The following is a 16,873-nucleotide window of genomic DNA, read 5'->3' as shown; positions in this document are numbered from 1 at the left end:
CGTGGCGACGCGCCGGACCTTGCGGCGCCCCTCTTTTCACTCGGCGCGGTTTGAACAGGACGCCGAAGACGCGAAGGCGTGGTTGATCGAACGCGGATTGCCGGTCGCGTAACGCATCGGTAGTGCCGGCCGCTGGCCGGCAACCAGGTGATGCTTCACGGGTTCATGAGGTTGCCGGCCAGCAGCCGGCACTCCCCCATCAGCCCTGCCCGGCCAGCGTCCGCAAGGTGATGCCGACGATGTAGGCCAGGTACGTGCCGGTGGCATAGCCCATCGTCCCCAGCAGCACGCCGACCGGCGCCAGGGCAGGATGGAACGCCGCGGCCACCACCGGCGCCGAGGCTGGGCCACCGATGTTCGACTGCGAACCGATGGCGAAATAGAAGAACGGCACCTTCAGCAGCTTGCCCAGGCACCACAGCAGCACGATGTGCACGCTGATCCAGATGATGCCCAGCAGGAACAGCCACGGGCGATCCAGCAGCGCCAGCAGATCCATCTGCATGCCGATGCAGGCGATCAGGAAGTACAGCAGCAGCGAGCCCAGGCGCGATGCGCCCGCGCCTTCCAGGTTGCGCGCACGGGTGAAACTGAGGCTGAGGCCGAGCGTGGTCGACAGCACCACCACCCACACGAACGGCGCGTCCAGGCTGAACTGCGCAGCCCAGCTGACATTCGCCTTGAACCACGCCGCCAGCGGTGCGCCAATGGCGTGAGCCAGGCCGACACCGCCGAAGGCCACCGCCACGATCAGCATCAGGTCGGTGAGGCTGGGAATGCGCTCGTGTTCGGCCTGGAAGCGCGCGATGCGCTCCTTCAGCTCATCGATGGCCGAGGTATCGGCGCCACTGCGAGCGTCGATCTTCGCCGCGCGCCCGGCCAGGAAGATCAACGCGGCCATCCATACGTAGCCGACCCCCACGTCGACCACCGCGAACTGTCCGAAGGTGGTCGCATTGACGTCGAACACTTCACGCATCGCCAGCATGTTGGCGCCGCCACCGATCCAGCTGCCTGCCAGCGCGGCCATGCCGGCCCAGGTGTCGCCGGCCACGGTTTCCGGATGCACGGCACGCATCAGCAGGAACGCCACCACCGCACCGAGCATGATGCTGGCCGAGGCACCCAGGTACATCAGCACCAGCTTCGGGCCGAGCCGCAGGATGCCCTTGATGTCGACCGCAAGGGTCAGCAGGATCAGCGCCGCCGGCAGCAGGATGTCGCGCGCGATCGGGTTGTAGAGCCGGGTGTTCTGCCCGTCGATCAGGCCCACAGTGTTGTAGATGCCGGGAATCAGGTAACACAGCAGCAGTGCCGGCACGAAGGTGTAGAAGCGCTTCCACAGGCCGTGCTCCCGCGAGGCGGTCCAGAACACGGCGCCAAGGGTGGCGGCGATCAAACCGAAGACGACGATGTCGTTCTGGATCAGGGCAGTCGAAGGCATGCAGGCGCTCTGGTAGAGCCGGCCGCTGGCCGGCTGCTGTTGGCGGCAGATCAGGAAGGTGTGCCGACCAACGGTCGGCACCCACCGGTAAAGCAGATGGTGAAACAAAAGCGCCGCCCCGAAGGGCGGCGCTGCAATCATCAATTGCCGATGTGCTGCTTCAGCCAGGCATTGACGGTGTCATGCCACAGGATGCTGTTGTTCGGCTTCAGCACCCAGTGGTTTTCATCCGGGAAATACAGGAACTTCGATTCGATGCCCTGGCGCTGGGCGGCGGTGAACGCGGCCAGGCCCTGCTCGACCGGAATGCGGAAATCCTGCTGGCCGTGGATGACCAGGATCGGCTTCTTCCAGTCCGCCACGTGGTTGACCGGATTGAACTTCTCGTAGTTGGCGGCCTTCTGGTACGGCGTGCCGCCCTGCTCCCACTCAGTGAACCACAGTTCTTCGGTGGCGTAGCCCATCATGCGCTGGTCGAACACGCCGTCGTGGTTGACCAGGCACTTGAACGGGCCGTTCCAGTTGCCGGCGATCCAGTTGACCATGAAGCCGCCGTAGCTGGCGCCCAGCGCGCAGGCCTTGTCACCGTTGAGGAAGGCGTACTTCTTCAGCGCCGCATCCCAGCCCTTCTGCAGGTCTTCCAGCGGGCGGTCGCCCCAGTGCTGGCTGATCGCATCGGTGAATGCCTGGCCATAGCCGGTGGAGCCGTGGAAGTCGATCATCACCACCGCGTAGCCCTGGCCCGCGTAGGTCTGCGGGTTCCAGCGATAGCTCCAGCCATTGCCGAAGCTGCCCTGCGGGCCGCCGTGGATCAGGAACGCCACCGGGTAGGACTTGCCTTCCTGGTAGTTGTGCGGCTTGACCACGTAGCCGTGCACGGTGTCGTTGTTCCAGCCCTTGAACTCGAACTGCTCGTAGTCGCCGAAGGACACGTCCTTCAGCACCTCGCCTGCGGCCGGGGTCAGCGCGCGCAGTTCGCCGATGGCTTCGCCCGTGGCCGGCAGCAGGCCAACCAGCACCTGGTCGTTGCTCTTCAGGCTGTTGCGGGTGATCGCCACGCTGTTGCCGGCCACGTCGACTGCGGTCACGCTGCCGTCGCCGATCAGCTTGGTGGCCTTGCCGCTGGCCACGTCGATCTGGAACAGCGGGTGTTCGCCGAGGTCATCGGCAGTGGTGTAGATGCTGGCGCCGTCGGCGGACAGGGTGATGCCACCGGCCGAACGATCCCACTGCGGGGCAATCTCGCGGGTCTTGCCGCTGGCAACGTCCATCGCCATCAGGCCGAAGCGGTCGGCCTCGAAGCCCGGGCGCTTCATCGCGCGGTAGAACAGCGTCTTGCCGTCGGCACTGAACACCGGGCCGGCATCCCAGGCCGGGTTGGAGGCGGTCAGGTTGACCGGCGCCTGCTTGCCGGCAGCGTCGAAGCGGTACAGGTCGAAGTTGGTCGACCACGGCTCCTGCTTGCCGGCCACGCGGATGCTGGCCACCACGCTGGCGCCGTCCGGCGACCAAACGAAGTCGTCATTGCCGCCGAACGGCTTGGACGGCGCATCACCAACGATGGTCGCGCTCAGCGCCGAAGCGCCCTTGACCGCGCCGGCCTTGGCTGCCGGCAGCGGAGCGACGAACAGGGTGTTGCGGCGACCGTCGTTCCAGGTATCCCAATGGCGCACGAACAGCGAATCGAAGACCTTGCCGCTGGCCTTGGCGCCGGCCACGTCCTTGAGCTTCTTCTCGGTGCAGGCCAGGTCCGAGGCGCAGGCCTGGAACACGCCGGCGCTGAACAACACGCGGTCGTCCTGCGGCGACACACGGTAGCTGTCCACGTCGACCGGGAAGTCGGTCAGCTGGCGCGGGGTGCCGCCGCTGATCGGCTGCGCGTACAGCTGCTGGCTGCCGTTCCTGGCACTGAGGAAATACACGGTCTGGCCATCGGCCGACAGCGAAGCGGAATTGACGTTCCAGCCGGCCGGGGTGATCTGCTTCGGCGGCGCTGCGTCGCGGGTGCGCAGGTTGCGCGCGTACAGCGCGGTGGAGGCTTTCAGATTGGCATCCACGCTGCGCTTGGCGAACACCACGGTGCCGCCGTCTGCGGTCAGTACCGGCGCGGAGACGCGGTCCATGGCGACCATGTCGCGGACTTCCAGGCCACGGGCAGCGGCGACGCTGGGCAGGGCGGCCAGCAGGCTCAATGGCAGCAGGGCATGACGCAGTTTCATCGGGGTCTCCGCAGGACGGCAAAAAACCGATGGTAGGCCCGCATGGCCGGGGCTGCCAAGGCCATCGGTCATGGCTGCAGGCGGGCAATCGCCAGAAACAGCAAACCCCGCCGAAGCGGGGTTTTGCGGTAGTGCCGGCCGCTGGCCGGCAACCAGGGGTATCACGGGATTGCGGGATTGCCGGCCAGCGGCCGGCACTACCCGCCTTTTACGCCTTGGCGTACTTGCCGGTGCGGTAGATCAGCCAGCCGACCAAGAACAGCACGGCCAGGCCGATCCACTGTGCACCCGGCAGGTGGAACGGCACCGCCAGCACGTCGGCACGGCTGCTGACCACGATCGGAATCGCGATGGCGATGCCCATCAGTGCCTCACCGGTGATCAGGCCGGCGGCAAACAGCACGCCCGGCTTGTGCACGCGGTCGCGGCCTTCTTCGTCATCGGCGCGCACCTTGTGGAAGCGCTCGACCAGATGGGCGATCAGGCCGCCGAGGAAGATCGGCACCATCAGTTCCAGCGGCAGGTAGATGCCGATGGCGGCAGCCAGCACCGGCACGCGGAAGCGCGCGTTGCGCGACTTCAGCCAGCTGTCGAAGGCGATGATGACGGCACCGACCACAGCACCGATGCCGATGAAGGTCCACGGCAGTTCACCACCGAACAGGCCCTTGGCCACCGAGGCCATCAGGTTGGCCTGCGGCGCAGCCAGCGCGTTCGGGTGCAGCTCGGACTTCACGCCGATGCCGTAGGCAGTGGCCAGCAGGTTCAGTACCGGGGCCATGATCAGCGCGCACGAGAACGCACCGATGCCCAGCATCAGCTGCTGCTTCCACGGGGTGGCACCGACGATGTAACCGGCCTTGAGGTCCTGCAGGTTGTCACCACCGACCGCAGCGGCACAGCACACCACCGCACCGATCATGATCGCGGCCACCGCACCCAGCGGCGCACCGCCGGCACCGACCGGCTTGAGGCCGTCAGCGCCCAGCAGCACGACCAGCACGGCCGAGGCGAACAGGATGGTGGAGATGGTGATGCCCGAGACCGGGTTGTTGGACGAACCGATCAGGCCGGCCAGGTAGGCCGAGACCGAGACGAACAGGAAGCCGGCGACGATCATGATGAGGGTCATCGGGATCGACACGTGCCACTGGCCGACGATGGCCTGATACAGGGCCAGCAGCGGCAGCACGAACGCCACCAGGGCGACCAGCATCCACTTCATCGGCAGGTCGCGCTCGGTATGCGCCAGCACCGGGCCGCCACTCTTGCGGGCCGCGGCAAAGCCGCTCTTGACGCCGTTGAGCAGCGACTTGCGCAGCGAGATCAGGGTCCAGATGCCACCGATCAGCATCGCACCAACGCCCAAGTAGCGCATCTTCGCGCCCCAGATGGCGAACGCGGCCTCGGTGGAGGAAGCTGCGGCGACCGACGCGGCCAGCGCCGGATCGGTGTTCATGAAGAATGCCTGGTAGATCGGAATGGCGATGTGCCAGGTCAGGATCGAACCGGACACCACCACGATGCCGACGTTGAGGCCGACGATGTAGCCCACGCCCAGCAGCGCCGGCGACAGGTTGGTGCCGATGAAGGCGGTGACCTTGGAGCTGCCGACATAGGCCGAGGTGGCCCAGGCGTCCGGGATCAGGCGCATGCCGCTTTCCGCAGCCAGCTTGACGAAGGCGCCGATCACCGCCGACAGGCCGAGGATCTTCAGGCCCGGACCCGGGTTCTCACCGGCCTTGAGCACTTCCGCCGCCGCCTTGCCTTCCGGGAACGGCAGCGGGTCTTCAACGATCATCGAACGGCGCAGCGGCACCGAGAACAGCACGCCCAGCAGGCCGCCCAGGCCGGCGATGCCCAGCACCCACCAGTACTTGAAGTCCGGCCAGTAGCCCATGATCACCAGCGCCGGGATGGTGAAGATCACACCGGCGGCGATCGACGAGCCGGCCGAGGCGCCGGTCTGCACGATGTTGTTCTCGAGGATGGAACCACCGCCCAGCAGGCGCAGCACGCCCATGGAAATCACCGCGGCGGGAATGGCGGTGGCGATGGTCAGGCCTGCGAACAGGCCGAGGTAGGCGTTGGCGGCCGACAGCACCACCGCCAGCACGATGGCCAGGGCCACTGCGCGGAAGGTGAGCTGCTTGGGCGCAGCGTCGTGGTTCATGGAAGCCCCTGCTGGCAAAAAATCCCTGCCACGCTAGCGTTCAGGGCAGATCAAGTCCAGCGTGCCAAAGGATGGGGCAGCCGCCACAGCGCAATGAGGCTGTGCGTGAAGCCGGAATCGGCAGACACGGCAAAGTCCGGCTGGGATCACCTCAATTGATATGTTATATCTTAATACTACCCTGTAGCTTCCGCATCGCATGCCCCCTTCCCCCTCCTCTCGCCTGGCCTCCATCGACCAGCTGCGCGGCACCGTCATGCTGTTGATGCTGCTGGACCACGTGCGCGAGACCTTCTTCCTGCAGCATCAGGTGAGCGACCCGATGGACGCAGCGACGGTCTCCCCCGCCCTGTTCGCGTGCCGACTGCTGGCCCACCTGTGCGCGCCCGTGTTCGTCCTGTTGACCGGCCTGTCGGCCTGGCTGTACGGCCAGCGCCAGGCGGATCCGCGCCGGGCCACGGCCGCCTTCCTGCTCAAGCGCGGGCTGTTCCTGGTGGTGCTGGAACTGACCCTGGTGAACTTCGCCTGGACCTTCCAGCTGCCGCCGGACACGCTGTACCTGCAGGTGATCTGGGCCATCGGGCTGAGCATGATCGCGCTGGCCGGGCTGCTTTGGCTGCCACGCCCGGCGCTGCCGGTGCTGGCAATCGCGGTGGTGGCCGGGCACAACCTGTTCGACGGCGTGCGGGTGCAAGGCAATGGCCTGCTGGCGGTGCTGTGGAAAGTGCTGCACCAGCGCGACTGGATCGAGGCCGGCGCGCTGCGCCTGCGCACCTCCTATCCGGTGCTGCCGTGGATCGGGGTGATCGCACTGGGTTATCTGATGGGGTCCTGGTTCGCCCGCGAGCGCGCACCGGAGCAGCGCCAGCGCTGGCTGCTGTGGATAGGCTTCGGCGCGCTGGCCCTGTTCGCATTGCTGCGGTTCGCCAACCAGTATGGGGATGCTCCCTGGTCGTACCAGACCACTACGCTGCGCACGTGGCTGAGCATCTTCAACGTCACCAAATACCCGCCGTCGCTGCAGTTCCTGCTGCTGACCCTCGGCGCTGGCCTGGTGCTGCTGCGCCTTTACGAATGGCCACCACTTGCGCGCGCGCTACGCCCACTGGCCGATATCGGCGCCGCACCGATGTTCTTCTACCTGCTGCACCTGTATGTGCTGAAGGGGCTGTACCTGGCAGCGCTGGCGGCCTGGGGGCCGACCCATGGCGGGTTGTATGCCCTGGATTCGGTCAGCGGCCTGCTGCTGGTGGCCTGTGTACTGGCAGTGGTGCTGTATCCGCCGACGCGGGCCTTCGCGCGGTTCAAAGCGCGAAGGCGCGATCTTCCGTGGTTGCGATACCTGTGATCGCCCAGGCCAGTCCGGCAATCCACGCATGGCGTGGACCTACTGAAAGCGGATCAGGCCACAGGCCTATAATTCCGCGATGAATTCCACCGCTATCGCTTCCGACGACTTCCTGGGCCATCCCAAGGGCGTCTACGTCTGCTTCTTCACCGAAATGTGGGAGCGCTTCTCCTTCTACGGCATGAAGGCGCTGCTGCTGCTGTACCTGACCAAGTACCACCTGTTCGGCGACAAGGCCGGCCTGGACCTGCTCGGCGCCTACGGCGGCCTGGTGTACTGCATCCCGGTGTTCGGCGGCATGCTGGCCGACCGCTGGCTGGGCATGCGCCGGGCGGTGCTGTTCGGCGGCATCCTGCTGGTGCTGGGCCACCTCGGCATGGCCTTCGAGGGCCACGCCGCGTACCGGGTGAATGGCGAAGTGGTGCGCGACACCTCCGCACTCGCAGTGACCTACCTGTCGCTGGCGCTGATCATCATGGGTGTCGGCTTCCTGAAGCCGAACATCTCCACCATCGTCGGCAAGCTGTACGCCAAGGACGACCCGCGTCGCGACTCGGGCTTCTCGCTGTTCTACGCCGGCATCAACCTGGGCGCGCTGTTCTCGTCGCTGGTGTGCGGCTTCCTCGGCGAGGCCTACGGCTGGAAGTACGGGTTCGGCGCCGCCGGTATCGGCATGCTGGCCGGCCTGGCGATGTTCCTGTGGGGCCAGAAGTACCTGCAGGGCCACGCCGAACCACCGCAACCGGCCGCGCTGAAGCAGAAGGTGCTGGGCCTGCCACGCGAATGGCTCATCTATCTGTGCGCGGTGCTCGGTGTGCTGCCGGTGGCGTGGCTGATGTGGGCCGCGGGCAACGGCGCGTTCGCGCTGGGCGGTGAAATCAGCCTGGCGCTGATGCTGATGCTGGTGGTGCTGGGCGGCGTGCTGGTCTGGTTCGCCTGGTTCACCGGCACGAAATGCACGCCGGTGCAGCGCCAGCAGATGATCGCGCTGATGGTGCTGATCTTCATGGCACTGGTGTTCTTCACGATGTACGAGCAGTCCTACGGCTCGTGGGTGACCTTCACCGACCGCCTGCTGACCAAGGACATCGTGCCCTCGCTGGTGATCACCGGCGGCACGCCGCTGCCGTGGTCCATCCTCTCGCTGCTGCTGGCACCGCTGGGCTTCGTGGTCAGCGCGCGCCTGTCGGAACGGCGCCCGGGTTCGGCCGCACCGCGCGCGTTCTTCGCCGCCATTGTCGTGCTGATGCTGGTGCTGCTGGTGCGCGACTGCCTGGTGATCCCGCAGACCGCAGGTTCGCTCACCTACCTCGGCGGCCTGTTCCTGGTGCTGCTGGCACCGGCCTTCGCCGCGCTGTGGACCTGGTTGGACCGCCGCGGCTGGGAACCGGGCAAGCCGGTCAAGTCGGCCTGGGGCCTGGTGATCGGCGCGCTGTCGTTCGTGCCGCTGGCACTGGCGGCGCAGCAGGTGGGCGCCACCGGCGAGATGGCCAGCGTGTGGTGGCTGGTGCTGGCCTACTTCCTGCTGGCCAGCGGCGAGATGTGCCTGTCGCCGGTCGGCCTGTCGGCGGTGACCCAGCTGGCCGTGCCGCGGGTGATGAGCCTGATGATGGGCACCTGGTTCCTGGCCACCGCGTTCTCGGAAACGCTGGCGGCGCTGTTCGGCAAGCTGGCCGCGATCGAGGTGCCGGAAGGCGAATCGCTGGACATGGTGGCTGCCGCCGGCGCCTATGCGCACCTGTTCTGGCTGCTGATGTGGATCGGCCTTGGTTGCGCACTGGCGGCCTTCATCGCCGCACCGCTGCTGAAGAAGATGATGCACGGGGTGAAGTAAACCCCGCGCCTGCGGAAAACCAGGGCGGCGGAATGGTCATCCACCGCCCTGTCAGCTCAGGGCGCCTTGTCCTTGCCGGTCGCGGGCGCGGCCGTCGCGGTCTTGCCACCCAGGCTGCGCGCCAGGAAGGCCAGCAACTTGTCGTAGTACTCGCTGCGATGGGCCTCGGTGTAGAAGCCGTGGCCTTCAGTCTTGTAGTACAGGCTTTCCACCGGCGTGCCGGCGCGCTTGAGCGCCGCTTCCATGCGCTCGGTGTGCTGGATCGGCGCGCGCTTGTCTTCGCCACCGGCGGCCAGGAACACCGGCACCTTGATCCGTTCGGCCAGGTTCACCGGCGACACCGCGCCCAGCTTGGCCGGGTCACCCAGCCATTCGCGCAGGTAGGTGACGCCTGAGCCACGGTCCTGGATGTCGCCACGGGTGTACATCATCGGCAGATCGTAGACACCCACATAGCCGGCCGCGCACTGGTACAACCCCGGTTCGCGGGCGGCCCCCATCATCGCCGAGTAGGCCCCGTAGCTGGCGCCGTAAATACAGATGCGACGGCCGTCGGCGATGCCTTCGCTGATTGCCCAGCGGGTGGCATCGGTGACATCGTCCTGCATCGCTGCGCCCCACTGCTGCGCACCGGCCTGGGTGTGGGCCCGGCCGTAGTTGCCCGAACCACGGAAGTTGACCTGCAGCACGGCATAACCGGCTGCGGCCAGCATCTGCGTTTCGCGGTCGTACTGGCCGGAATCGAAGATGTCGAACGGGCCGCCATGCGGCATCACCACCATCGGCAGGTTGCGCCCGTCGCTGCCGGCCGGCAGGGTCAGGAAGCCATGCAGCGGCAGCCCGTCGCGCGCCTTCAGTGCAATCGGCTTCACGCTGGCACTACGGTCCACATCGATCCAGTCGCTGCGGCTGATCAGGTGATCGGCCTTGCGCGCCACCGTGTCGTACACGTAGAAATCGCCCGGGTTCGAGCCCGACCAGGTTTCCACCAGCACGACACGGCCATCGCGGGTGCTGGAGGTAATGTAGACGGGCCCTCCGAAGGCGGCTTCCAGGCTGCGGTACAGGCGCGCCTCCGGCGACTTCTCGTCGAAGAATCGGGTACGCGGCGTATCGCCCAGATACAGCGCGCCCACCGGCACGTGGGTGCCGGGCCGATGGATGATGCGATACGGATTGACCACCTCGTCGCGCAGCAGCGTGGCACGCTCGCCGGTCTGCGGATTCCAGCTGACGATCGCATCCGGACCCTGGGCCTGCTCGACGTTGAGGTAGGCCAGGCTGTCATCGGCCGAGAAGCCGAGGGCGGTTTCGATGCGCTTGCTGACCGCCTCGTCGTTGATCAGCTTCCAGGTGTCGCCGCTGCGTTCGCGGAAATACAGCTTGTTGATGTTGTCGCTGCCCGAGCCGTGCACGAAGCGGACCTCGCCGGCGCCATCGGTGGTGAATTCGCCGCGCCGTACCGGCGAAGATGCCACCCGCGCACGGCGGCCGGTGGTCACATCCATGCGATCGACGCGGGTGAACGGATCCTCGGCCAGCGGCCATACGGTCACCAGCACGTTGCGCTCGTCGCCCGGCAGGTCGTCGGCCAGGAAGGCGGCCACTGCTTCGACTTTCTTCGGCTGGATGCGGGTCCCCGGGCCCTTGCTTTCGACGCGATAGCCGACCAGCAGCTCGCCACGGTTGCCGTTGGCGTCGATGGCATAGAGTTCGCCGGTGGGGTTGGGTTGGTCGAGCGAGCCCCACTTCTGGGCCAGGCCGATCAACAGGCGCTCGTTGCTGACCCAGTCGAATTCCTGCGCGTGGTTGCGGCTGGGTGGCCAGAAACTGCCGACCAGCTGCTTGTCCTTCAACCGCAGGATCGCGATCGCGGTGCTGTCTTCCTTCGGCACCGTTGCCGCCACGTACTCGCCCCCCGGCGAGATCTTGATATCGGTGAAGGTCTCCCGGCGCAGGTACTGCGCCAGGTCCACCGCCCCCGCGCTGCCTGCGGCAACGCCCCCGATGACGGCCAGTGCGGCCGCCAGAATGGTCTTGTGCATCCTTCCCCTGCTCCTGTGGACACCTTGTCCTGGTGGCCGATTCTAGGCAGGCCCGAGCGTTTGACGCCAGAGCCGGAAAAGACGACGGCACCGTTGCCGGTGCCGTCGTTGCCACTACCTTGGAGAGAGAGTCAGGACGTGGGTTCGGGGGCGTGCGCCGGGTCAGTGGACCCCGCGCACCGCCAACGTGAGGGCCAGGATGCTGAGGATCACGGCGATGGTGCCGTCGAGCACGCGCCAGGTGCTGGGCTTGGTGAACAGCGGTGCCAGCATGCGTGCTCCCAGGCCCTGCGCGGTCAGCCACAGGCAGCTGGCCGTGACCACGCCAGCAGCGAAGGCCATGCGGGCGTTGCCGAAGTTCTCGGCGATCGAGCCGATCACCATCATGTCCAGCCAGAAGTGCGGATTGATCAGCGAGAAGCCGACCGCGGCCATCAGCACCGCGCGACGGCTGCCGTCGTCGCTGTCGGCCTCGCCCATGCCACCGCCCCCGGCGATTGCACGTCGTGCCGACTTCATCGCATACCAGGCCAGGAACGCGACACCGGTCCACAGCACGGCGCTGGTCAGCCACGGCAGCGCCGAGGTGAGCGTGCGCAGGCCGGCCACGCTGGCGAAGATGAAGATGGCATCGATGGCCGCGCAGGTGGCGACCACCGGCACGATGTGCTTGCGCAGGATGCCCTGGCGCAGAATGAAGGCGCTCTGGGCGCCGACCACGGCGAACAGGCCGATGCCGGTGGCTGCACCAGAGAACCAGGCACCGAGGCCGGTGCTGGCGGAGATGACCGAGAACATGGGATTCACTGCCTTGTATTGCTTGGGGGGACGGTGCCTCGCGAAGGCGGACAGCACCGGAACGGGCGCCATTGTCGCGCCGCAACATGGAAAAGACGAGCTAAACTTCCTAAACCAACATTAGCGGAGCTTAATTCGATGCGCATCGATCATGCCCAGCTGCGCGCCCTGGCCGCGGTGATCCGCGAAGGCAGCTTCGACCGCGCCGCACAGTCGCTGAATGTCACGCCCTCGGCCATCTCGCAGCGGGTCAAGGCACTGGAGGACCGGATCGGCCGCCTGCTGGTCAAGCGCGGCACCCCGGCCACCGCCACCGCCGAGGGGCAGCTGCTGGTGCAGCTGGCCGAGCAGACCGCCCTGCTCGAACACGATGCGCTGCACCGGATGGGCCTGGCCGATGAGGACCTGCCCCAGGCCAGCATCCCGGTGGCGGTGAACCACGACAGCCTGGAAACCTGGTTTCCGCAGGCCGCCTACCAGTTCGCGCAGACCACCGGCACCACCCTGGACCTGCGTGTGGAAGACCAGGACCACACCGTGGAGCTGCTGCGCCAGGGTACGGTGCTGGGCGCAGTGACCACGCTGGACGAGCCGGTGCAGGGCTGCCAGATCCATGCGCTGGGCAGCATCCGCTATGCAGCGACCTGCACGCCGGAGTTCCGCGAACGCCACTTTGCCAAGGGCGTGACCGCGCAGGCGCTGGCGCAGGCACCGGTGCTGGTGTTCAACCGCAAGGACGAAATGCAGTCGCGCTTCGCCCGGCGCATGGCCGGCGACGACCTGCCCAGCACCGCACCGACCTGGTGGATTCCCTCCACCCGGGCCTTCGTGCAGGCCAACCTCGGCGGCATGGGCTGGACCATGAATCCCCTGCCGCTGGTCAAGCGCCACCTGGACGCCGGGCGACTGGTCTACGTACGGCAGCGCGCGTGGGAAGACGTACCGCTGTACTGGCAGCACTGGAAGGGCGACGTGCAGACCATGGCCCTGCTGACCCGTGCGGTACTGGACGCGTCCTCGGCGCTGATCCGGCGCAAGCGCTGAGTTGGCTTCTCAGGGGCTGTAGATCTTGGTTGACAGGCGCTTTCGGCTCACGGGGTCAAAATCCGAGACGATCGCGACACCAGATAGCGCACTTGCCAGCCGACAGGTGCACTTTTTTTACGTAGGCTGGAAGGCTTGTCATCTGTGAGTCAAACCGAATGGAACTTCCTGACGAAATCTATGAGCAGGTCACTGACCTCTCAGAGCAGGGAAACGTCCTCATGGATGCCAATGACCATGCTGGCGCGACTCGGTGCTGGCTGCAGGCTTTAGAAGCGTTGCCAGCTCCTGCCAAGGATTGGGAGGCCTACACTTGGCTCTGTGCTTCACTTGGAGACGCGAGCTTTCTTTCCGGTGACGTAGTGGCCGCCCTGGAGTACTTCATGGATGCATTGAATGGTCCGGACGGGCATGCCAATCCCTTCATTCTGTATCGCGCTGGCCAATGCAACGAACTTCTGGGGCAGCGGGATCGGGCCCTTGAATACCTGCTCAGGGCGTATGCACTGGACGGCGAGGACATATTCGACGCTGACGATGAAGGCGGGAAGTATCTTGCCCTGCTGCGACAGCAGGGCCTCACTCCGCCCTGATACCACCAAGCCAGCCAAGCGCTGAGAATACCGCGCCTGGTCGCCAGGACGTGGCCAGTCCTCAGCCATGGACGAATCAGGACGAGAGCGACTTAATCCCCTCCGTCCCTTTTTTCTCCGCTCTTCTGTGCGTGACCGGGGTCCGTTCCTGGGCGCCCGGTTGTGCCAGCATCGCAGCACCCGACACGGAGCACCGCGATGCAGACCGATCCGCTGTTCCTGCACATCCGGGTGGTGATGGGCATCATCCTCGGCCTGTCGATCACCACCGTGCTCAAGGGCCTGGCGCAGATCATCGAGCATCCGCAGCGCCGCGGCTGCTCGGCCCTGCACCTGGGCTGGGTGGCGTGGACGCTGATATCGCTGGTGACCTTCTGGTGGTGGGAGTTCCGCCTCATCGAGGTGCACCGCTGGACGTTTGAAACCTACCTGTTCGTGATCGTGTACTGCGCGACCTGGTTCCTGCTGTGCGCGCTGCTGTTTCCCGACGACCTGCGTGAATACGGCAGCTACGGGAACTATCTCATGCAGCGCCGGCGCTGGATCTTCAGCGTGATGGCTGCACTGACCCTGCTCGACCTGGTCGATACCGCCATCAAGGGCAGCAGCCGCTGGAAGCTGCTGGGGGCCGCGTACCCGTTGCATGCCGTGTTGATGCTGGCGGTGGCGGTGCTCGGCTGGCGACTGCGCAGCCAACGCACACAGCTGCGCCTGGTGCTGGCAACGCTGGCTTACCAGATCGGCTACTTCGCCGTGGAGTACTTCACCGTCGGCAGTGACTGACCGGGGTGCAAGCACCTGCTGAAAGCCTTTCACTGCCACGCCGCCGGGCGACATCGGCATCAGCGGCACCGGTCCCCCCTATCCCTGCTGCTGCGGGGCCTCCATCCAATCTCCATCAACCCTACACATCGATTCCATGCGCCATGCAGATACTGAGCGGCCGATCACCGCAAGGATGCCCTGCATGCCTGTATTCGTCCGCGACGCCCGCCCCGAAGATGCCGCCGCCTGCATCGACCTGCGCGGGCGCACCCGCGAGAACGCCTTCAGCGCGGCCCAGCTTGCGGAACGGGGCATCACGGTGGACAGCTGGGCGGCCGGCATCGCCCAGGGCGATTCGATCGGCCGCGTCGCCTGGGACGGCGAGCGCATGGCCGGCTACTGCTTCGCCGACCGCGACAGCGGCGAGGTGCTGGTGCTGGCCCTGCTGCCGGACTACGAGGGCCGCGGCATCGGCCGCCAGCTGCTGCAGGACGTGGTCAGCCTGACCCGCGATGCCGGCCACCAGCGGCTGTTCCTGGCCTGCTCGGCCGACCCGCGTTCGCGCTCGCATGGCTTCTACCGCCGCCTGGGCTGGCGCCCGACCGGCGGGGTCGATGAGGCCGGCGACGAGATCCTTGAGCTGGTCTGATCCCACCGCCGCCGGACGTCGCCTGCCACCCATGTGACAGCGCCGCGAAACGTCGGATGCTGCGTTGCAGCAAAAAAGGACCGGATCCGGTTAGAATGGCGGATGGATGCTGCAAGGCGTTGTTTCTTCACGCCCTTTCCCTGCCCCACGCGCATCCTGACCCCTTCCCCTCCGCCAACGATCCCGCCCCCATGAAGAAATTTGGCAAGGCTCTTCTCGCCCTGCTCGTGCTGCTGTTGCTGGCCGCCGCGCTGTTCCTGTACTGGCCGCTGACCCAGCGCTCGGTGCCCGCCGCCAGCAACGACAAGCCCGTCGACGTTGTGCTGGTCGGCGCCGGCATCATGAGCATCACCCTGGCCACCTACCTGCAGGAACTGCAGCCGGACTGGAACATCCAGGTCTACGAACGCCTCGACGGCGTCGCCGGTGAAAGCTCCGACGGCTGGAACAACGCCGGCACCGGCCATTCGGCCTTCGCCGAACTGAACTACACCCCGGAACTGCCCGATGGCAGCATCGAGACCAAGCGCGCGGTCGGCATCGCCGAATCGTTCGAGGTCTCGCGCCAGTTCTGGTCGCACCAGGTCAAGGAAGGCCGCCTCAGCCGGCCCAGCGACTTCATCAACCCGACGCCGCACATGAGCTTCGTCTGGGGCGATGACAACATCGCCTACCTGCACAAGCGCCAGCAGGCGCTGGTGAAGAACCCGCTGTTCTACGGCATGCAGTACTCTGAAGATCCGGCGCAGATCAAGCAGTGGGCCCCGCTGCTGATGGAAGGCCGTGACCCGAAGCAGAAGGTTGCCGCGACCTGGATGCCGCTCGGTACCGACGTCAACTTCGGTGTGATCACCCGCCAGCTGACCGCCGGCCTGCAGCGCAACCCGAACTTCAGCCTGCACCTGAACCATGAAGTGACCGCGCTGCGGCAGAACGCCGACAAGAGCTGGAACGTCACGGTGAAGGATCTCAAGGCCGGCACCGAAACCACCACCCACACCCGCTTCGTCTTCATCGGTGCCGGTGGCGCCGCGCTGAAGCTGCTGCAGATGTCGGGCATTCCGGAATCGAAGGACTATGCCGGCTTCCCGGTCGGTGGCCAGTTCCTCGCCTTCCAGGGCCAGGACGTGACCTCGCGCCATGGCGTGAAAGCCTACGGCATGGCCGAGACCGGTTCGCCGCCGATGTCGGTGCCGCACCTGGATGCGCGCAAGCTGGACGGCAAGCCGGTGGTCCTGTTCGGGCCGTTTGCGCTGTACAGCACCAAGTTCCTCAAGCACGGCTCGTGGTGGGACCTGTATTCCTCGGTGACCCACAACAACGTTGGCCCGATGCTGGAAGTGGGCAAGGACAACCTGGACCTGGTGCAGTACCTGATGGGCCAGGCGCGCCTGAACGATGCCGACCGCCAGGCCGAGCTGGTCAAGTACTTCCCCAATGCCAAGCCGGGCGACTGGAAGCTGGTGACCGCCGGCCAGCGCGTGCAGATCATCAAGCGTGACCCGCTGAAGGGCCCGGTGCTGCAGTTCGGCACCGAGATCGTGACCGACAAGGACCACACCCTCGCCGCCCTGCTCGGCGCCTCGCCGGGTGCGTCGACCTCGCCGCCGATCATGCTGGACCTGATGGCCAAGGCCTTCCCGGAGCAGATGAAGGCCGGCTGGGAAACCCGCCTGCGCGAGATCGTGCCATCGTACGGGCGCAAGCTCAACGACAGCCCGGCGCTGGTGAACGAGATCCGTACGCTGACCAGCCAGACCCTGCAGTTGCCGTACCTGGAGGTGCCGGTGGATGCGAACGCGGCATCGCCCGCGGCGGCCACGGTGCCGGCACAGACCAAGGAAAAGCGCAACGCCAATGAGGAACTGCAGGCGCTGTAAGCCCGCACGTTCCTTTCGATGCAAACGGACGGCCACCTTCGGGTGGCCGTTCGCGTTTGTGCGGTGACAGGTCGGATCCCT

12 protein-coding genes are annotated in these 16,873 nt (G+C 66.3%); 7 read left to right on the top strand and 5 right to left on the bottom strand.

Annotated elements, in window-relative coordinates; all coding sequences use genetic code 11:
* Window positions 1-199: 199 nt before the first annotated feature.
* The 3 genes from KXV01_RS01080 to KXV01_RS01070 form a co-directional block, all read right to left on the bottom strand.
* On the bottom strand, window positions 200-1,444 hold the full coding sequence (locus KXV01_RS01080) for a DUF819 family protein (protein WP_099495269.1): 1,245 nt from the start codon (window positions 1,442-1,444) through the stop codon (window positions 200-202).
* A 140-nt stretch (window positions 1,445-1,584) separates the two neighbouring features.
* Entirely contained in the window at window positions 1,585-3,663 is a 2,079-nt protein-coding gene (locus tag KXV01_RS01075) for a S9 family peptidase (protein WP_099495257.1), read from the bottom strand.
* A gap of 208 nt (window positions 3,664-3,871) precedes the next feature.
* Window positions 3,872-5,836 (bottom strand): oligopeptide transporter, OPT family, encoded by a 1,965-nt coding sequence (locus KXV01_RS01070; protein WP_069139069.1) that lies wholly within the window; start codon window positions 5,834-5,836, stop codon window positions 3,872-3,874.
* Window positions 5,837-6,035: 199 nt separating this feature from the next.
* Between KXV01_RS01070 and KXV01_RS01065 the strand changes: the two genes are divergently transcribed.
* On the top strand, window positions 6,036-7,184 hold the full coding sequence (locus KXV01_RS01065; protein WP_099495256.1) for a heparan-alpha-glucosaminide N-acetyltransferase domain-containing protein: 1,149 nt from the start codon (window positions 6,036-6,038) through the stop codon (window positions 7,182-7,184).
* A 79-nt stretch (window positions 7,185-7,263) separates the two neighbouring features.
* A complete protein-coding gene (locus KXV01_RS01060; RefSeq protein ID WP_099495255.1) occupies window positions 7,264-9,018 on the top strand; it encodes an oligopeptide:H+ symporter in 1,755 nt (584 codons plus the stop codon).
* 56 nt (window positions 9,019-9,074) lie between these two features.
* Here the strand turns inward: KXV01_RS01060 and KXV01_RS01055 are convergent, their stop codons facing one another.
* The gene (locus tag KXV01_RS01055) at window positions 9,075-11,063 is read right to left on the bottom strand and encodes a prolyl oligopeptidase family serine peptidase (RefSeq protein ID WP_049438601.1); all 1,989 of its coding nucleotides are present in this window, start codon (window positions 11,061-11,063) and stop codon (window positions 9,075-9,077) included.
* Window positions 11,064-11,225: 162 nt separating this feature from the next.
* Window positions 11,226-11,861 (bottom strand): LysE family transporter, encoded by a 636-nt coding sequence (locus tag KXV01_RS01050; protein WP_049438600.1) that lies wholly within the window; start codon window positions 11,859-11,861, stop codon window positions 11,226-11,228.
* A 138-nt stretch (window positions 11,862-11,999) separates the two neighbouring features.
* Here KXV01_RS01050 and KXV01_RS01045 point away from each other — a divergent pair, with 138 nt between their 5' ends.
* From KXV01_RS01045 to mqo, 5 genes are all read left to right on the top strand, one after another.
* Complete coding sequence (locus KXV01_RS01045) at window positions 12,000-12,905, top strand: LysR family transcriptional regulator ArgP (RefSeq protein WP_049416399.1); 906 nt, start codon at window positions 12,000-12,002, stop codon at window positions 12,903-12,905.
* Window positions 12,906-13,063: 158 nt separating this feature from the next.
* On the top strand, window positions 13,064-13,498 hold the full coding sequence (locus KXV01_RS01040; protein WP_099495254.1) for a hypothetical protein: 435 nt from the start codon (window positions 13,064-13,066) through the stop codon (window positions 13,496-13,498).
* Between the two features lie 198 nt (window positions 13,499-13,696).
* Window positions 13,697-14,281: a hypothetical protein gene (locus KXV01_RS01035; protein WP_049416396.1), complete on the top strand. Its 585-nt coding sequence runs from the start codon at window positions 13,697-13,699 to the stop codon at window positions 14,279-14,281.
* A 184-nt stretch (window positions 14,282-14,465) separates the two neighbouring features.
* Complete coding sequence (locus KXV01_RS01030) at window positions 14,466-14,912, top strand: GNAT family N-acetyltransferase (protein WP_099495253.1); 447 nt, start codon at window positions 14,466-14,468, stop codon at window positions 14,910-14,912.
* Window positions 14,913-15,103: 191 nt separating this feature from the next.
* Entirely contained in the window at window positions 15,104-16,792 is a 1,689-nt protein-coding gene (mqo, locus tag KXV01_RS01025; protein WP_099495252.1) for a malate dehydrogenase (quinone), read from the top strand.
* The last annotated feature ends 81 nt before the right edge of the window (window positions 16,793-16,873 follow it).

It is taken from the genome of Stenotrophomonas sp. Ps181, from assembly GCF_025697425.1.
GTDB lineage: Bacteria > Pseudomonadota > Gammaproteobacteria > Xanthomonadales > Xanthomonadaceae > Stenotrophomonas > Stenotrophomonas sepilia.
Note: the sequence above shows the minus strand (reverse complement) of the source record. Positions and strands in the feature narration are given on the sequence as shown.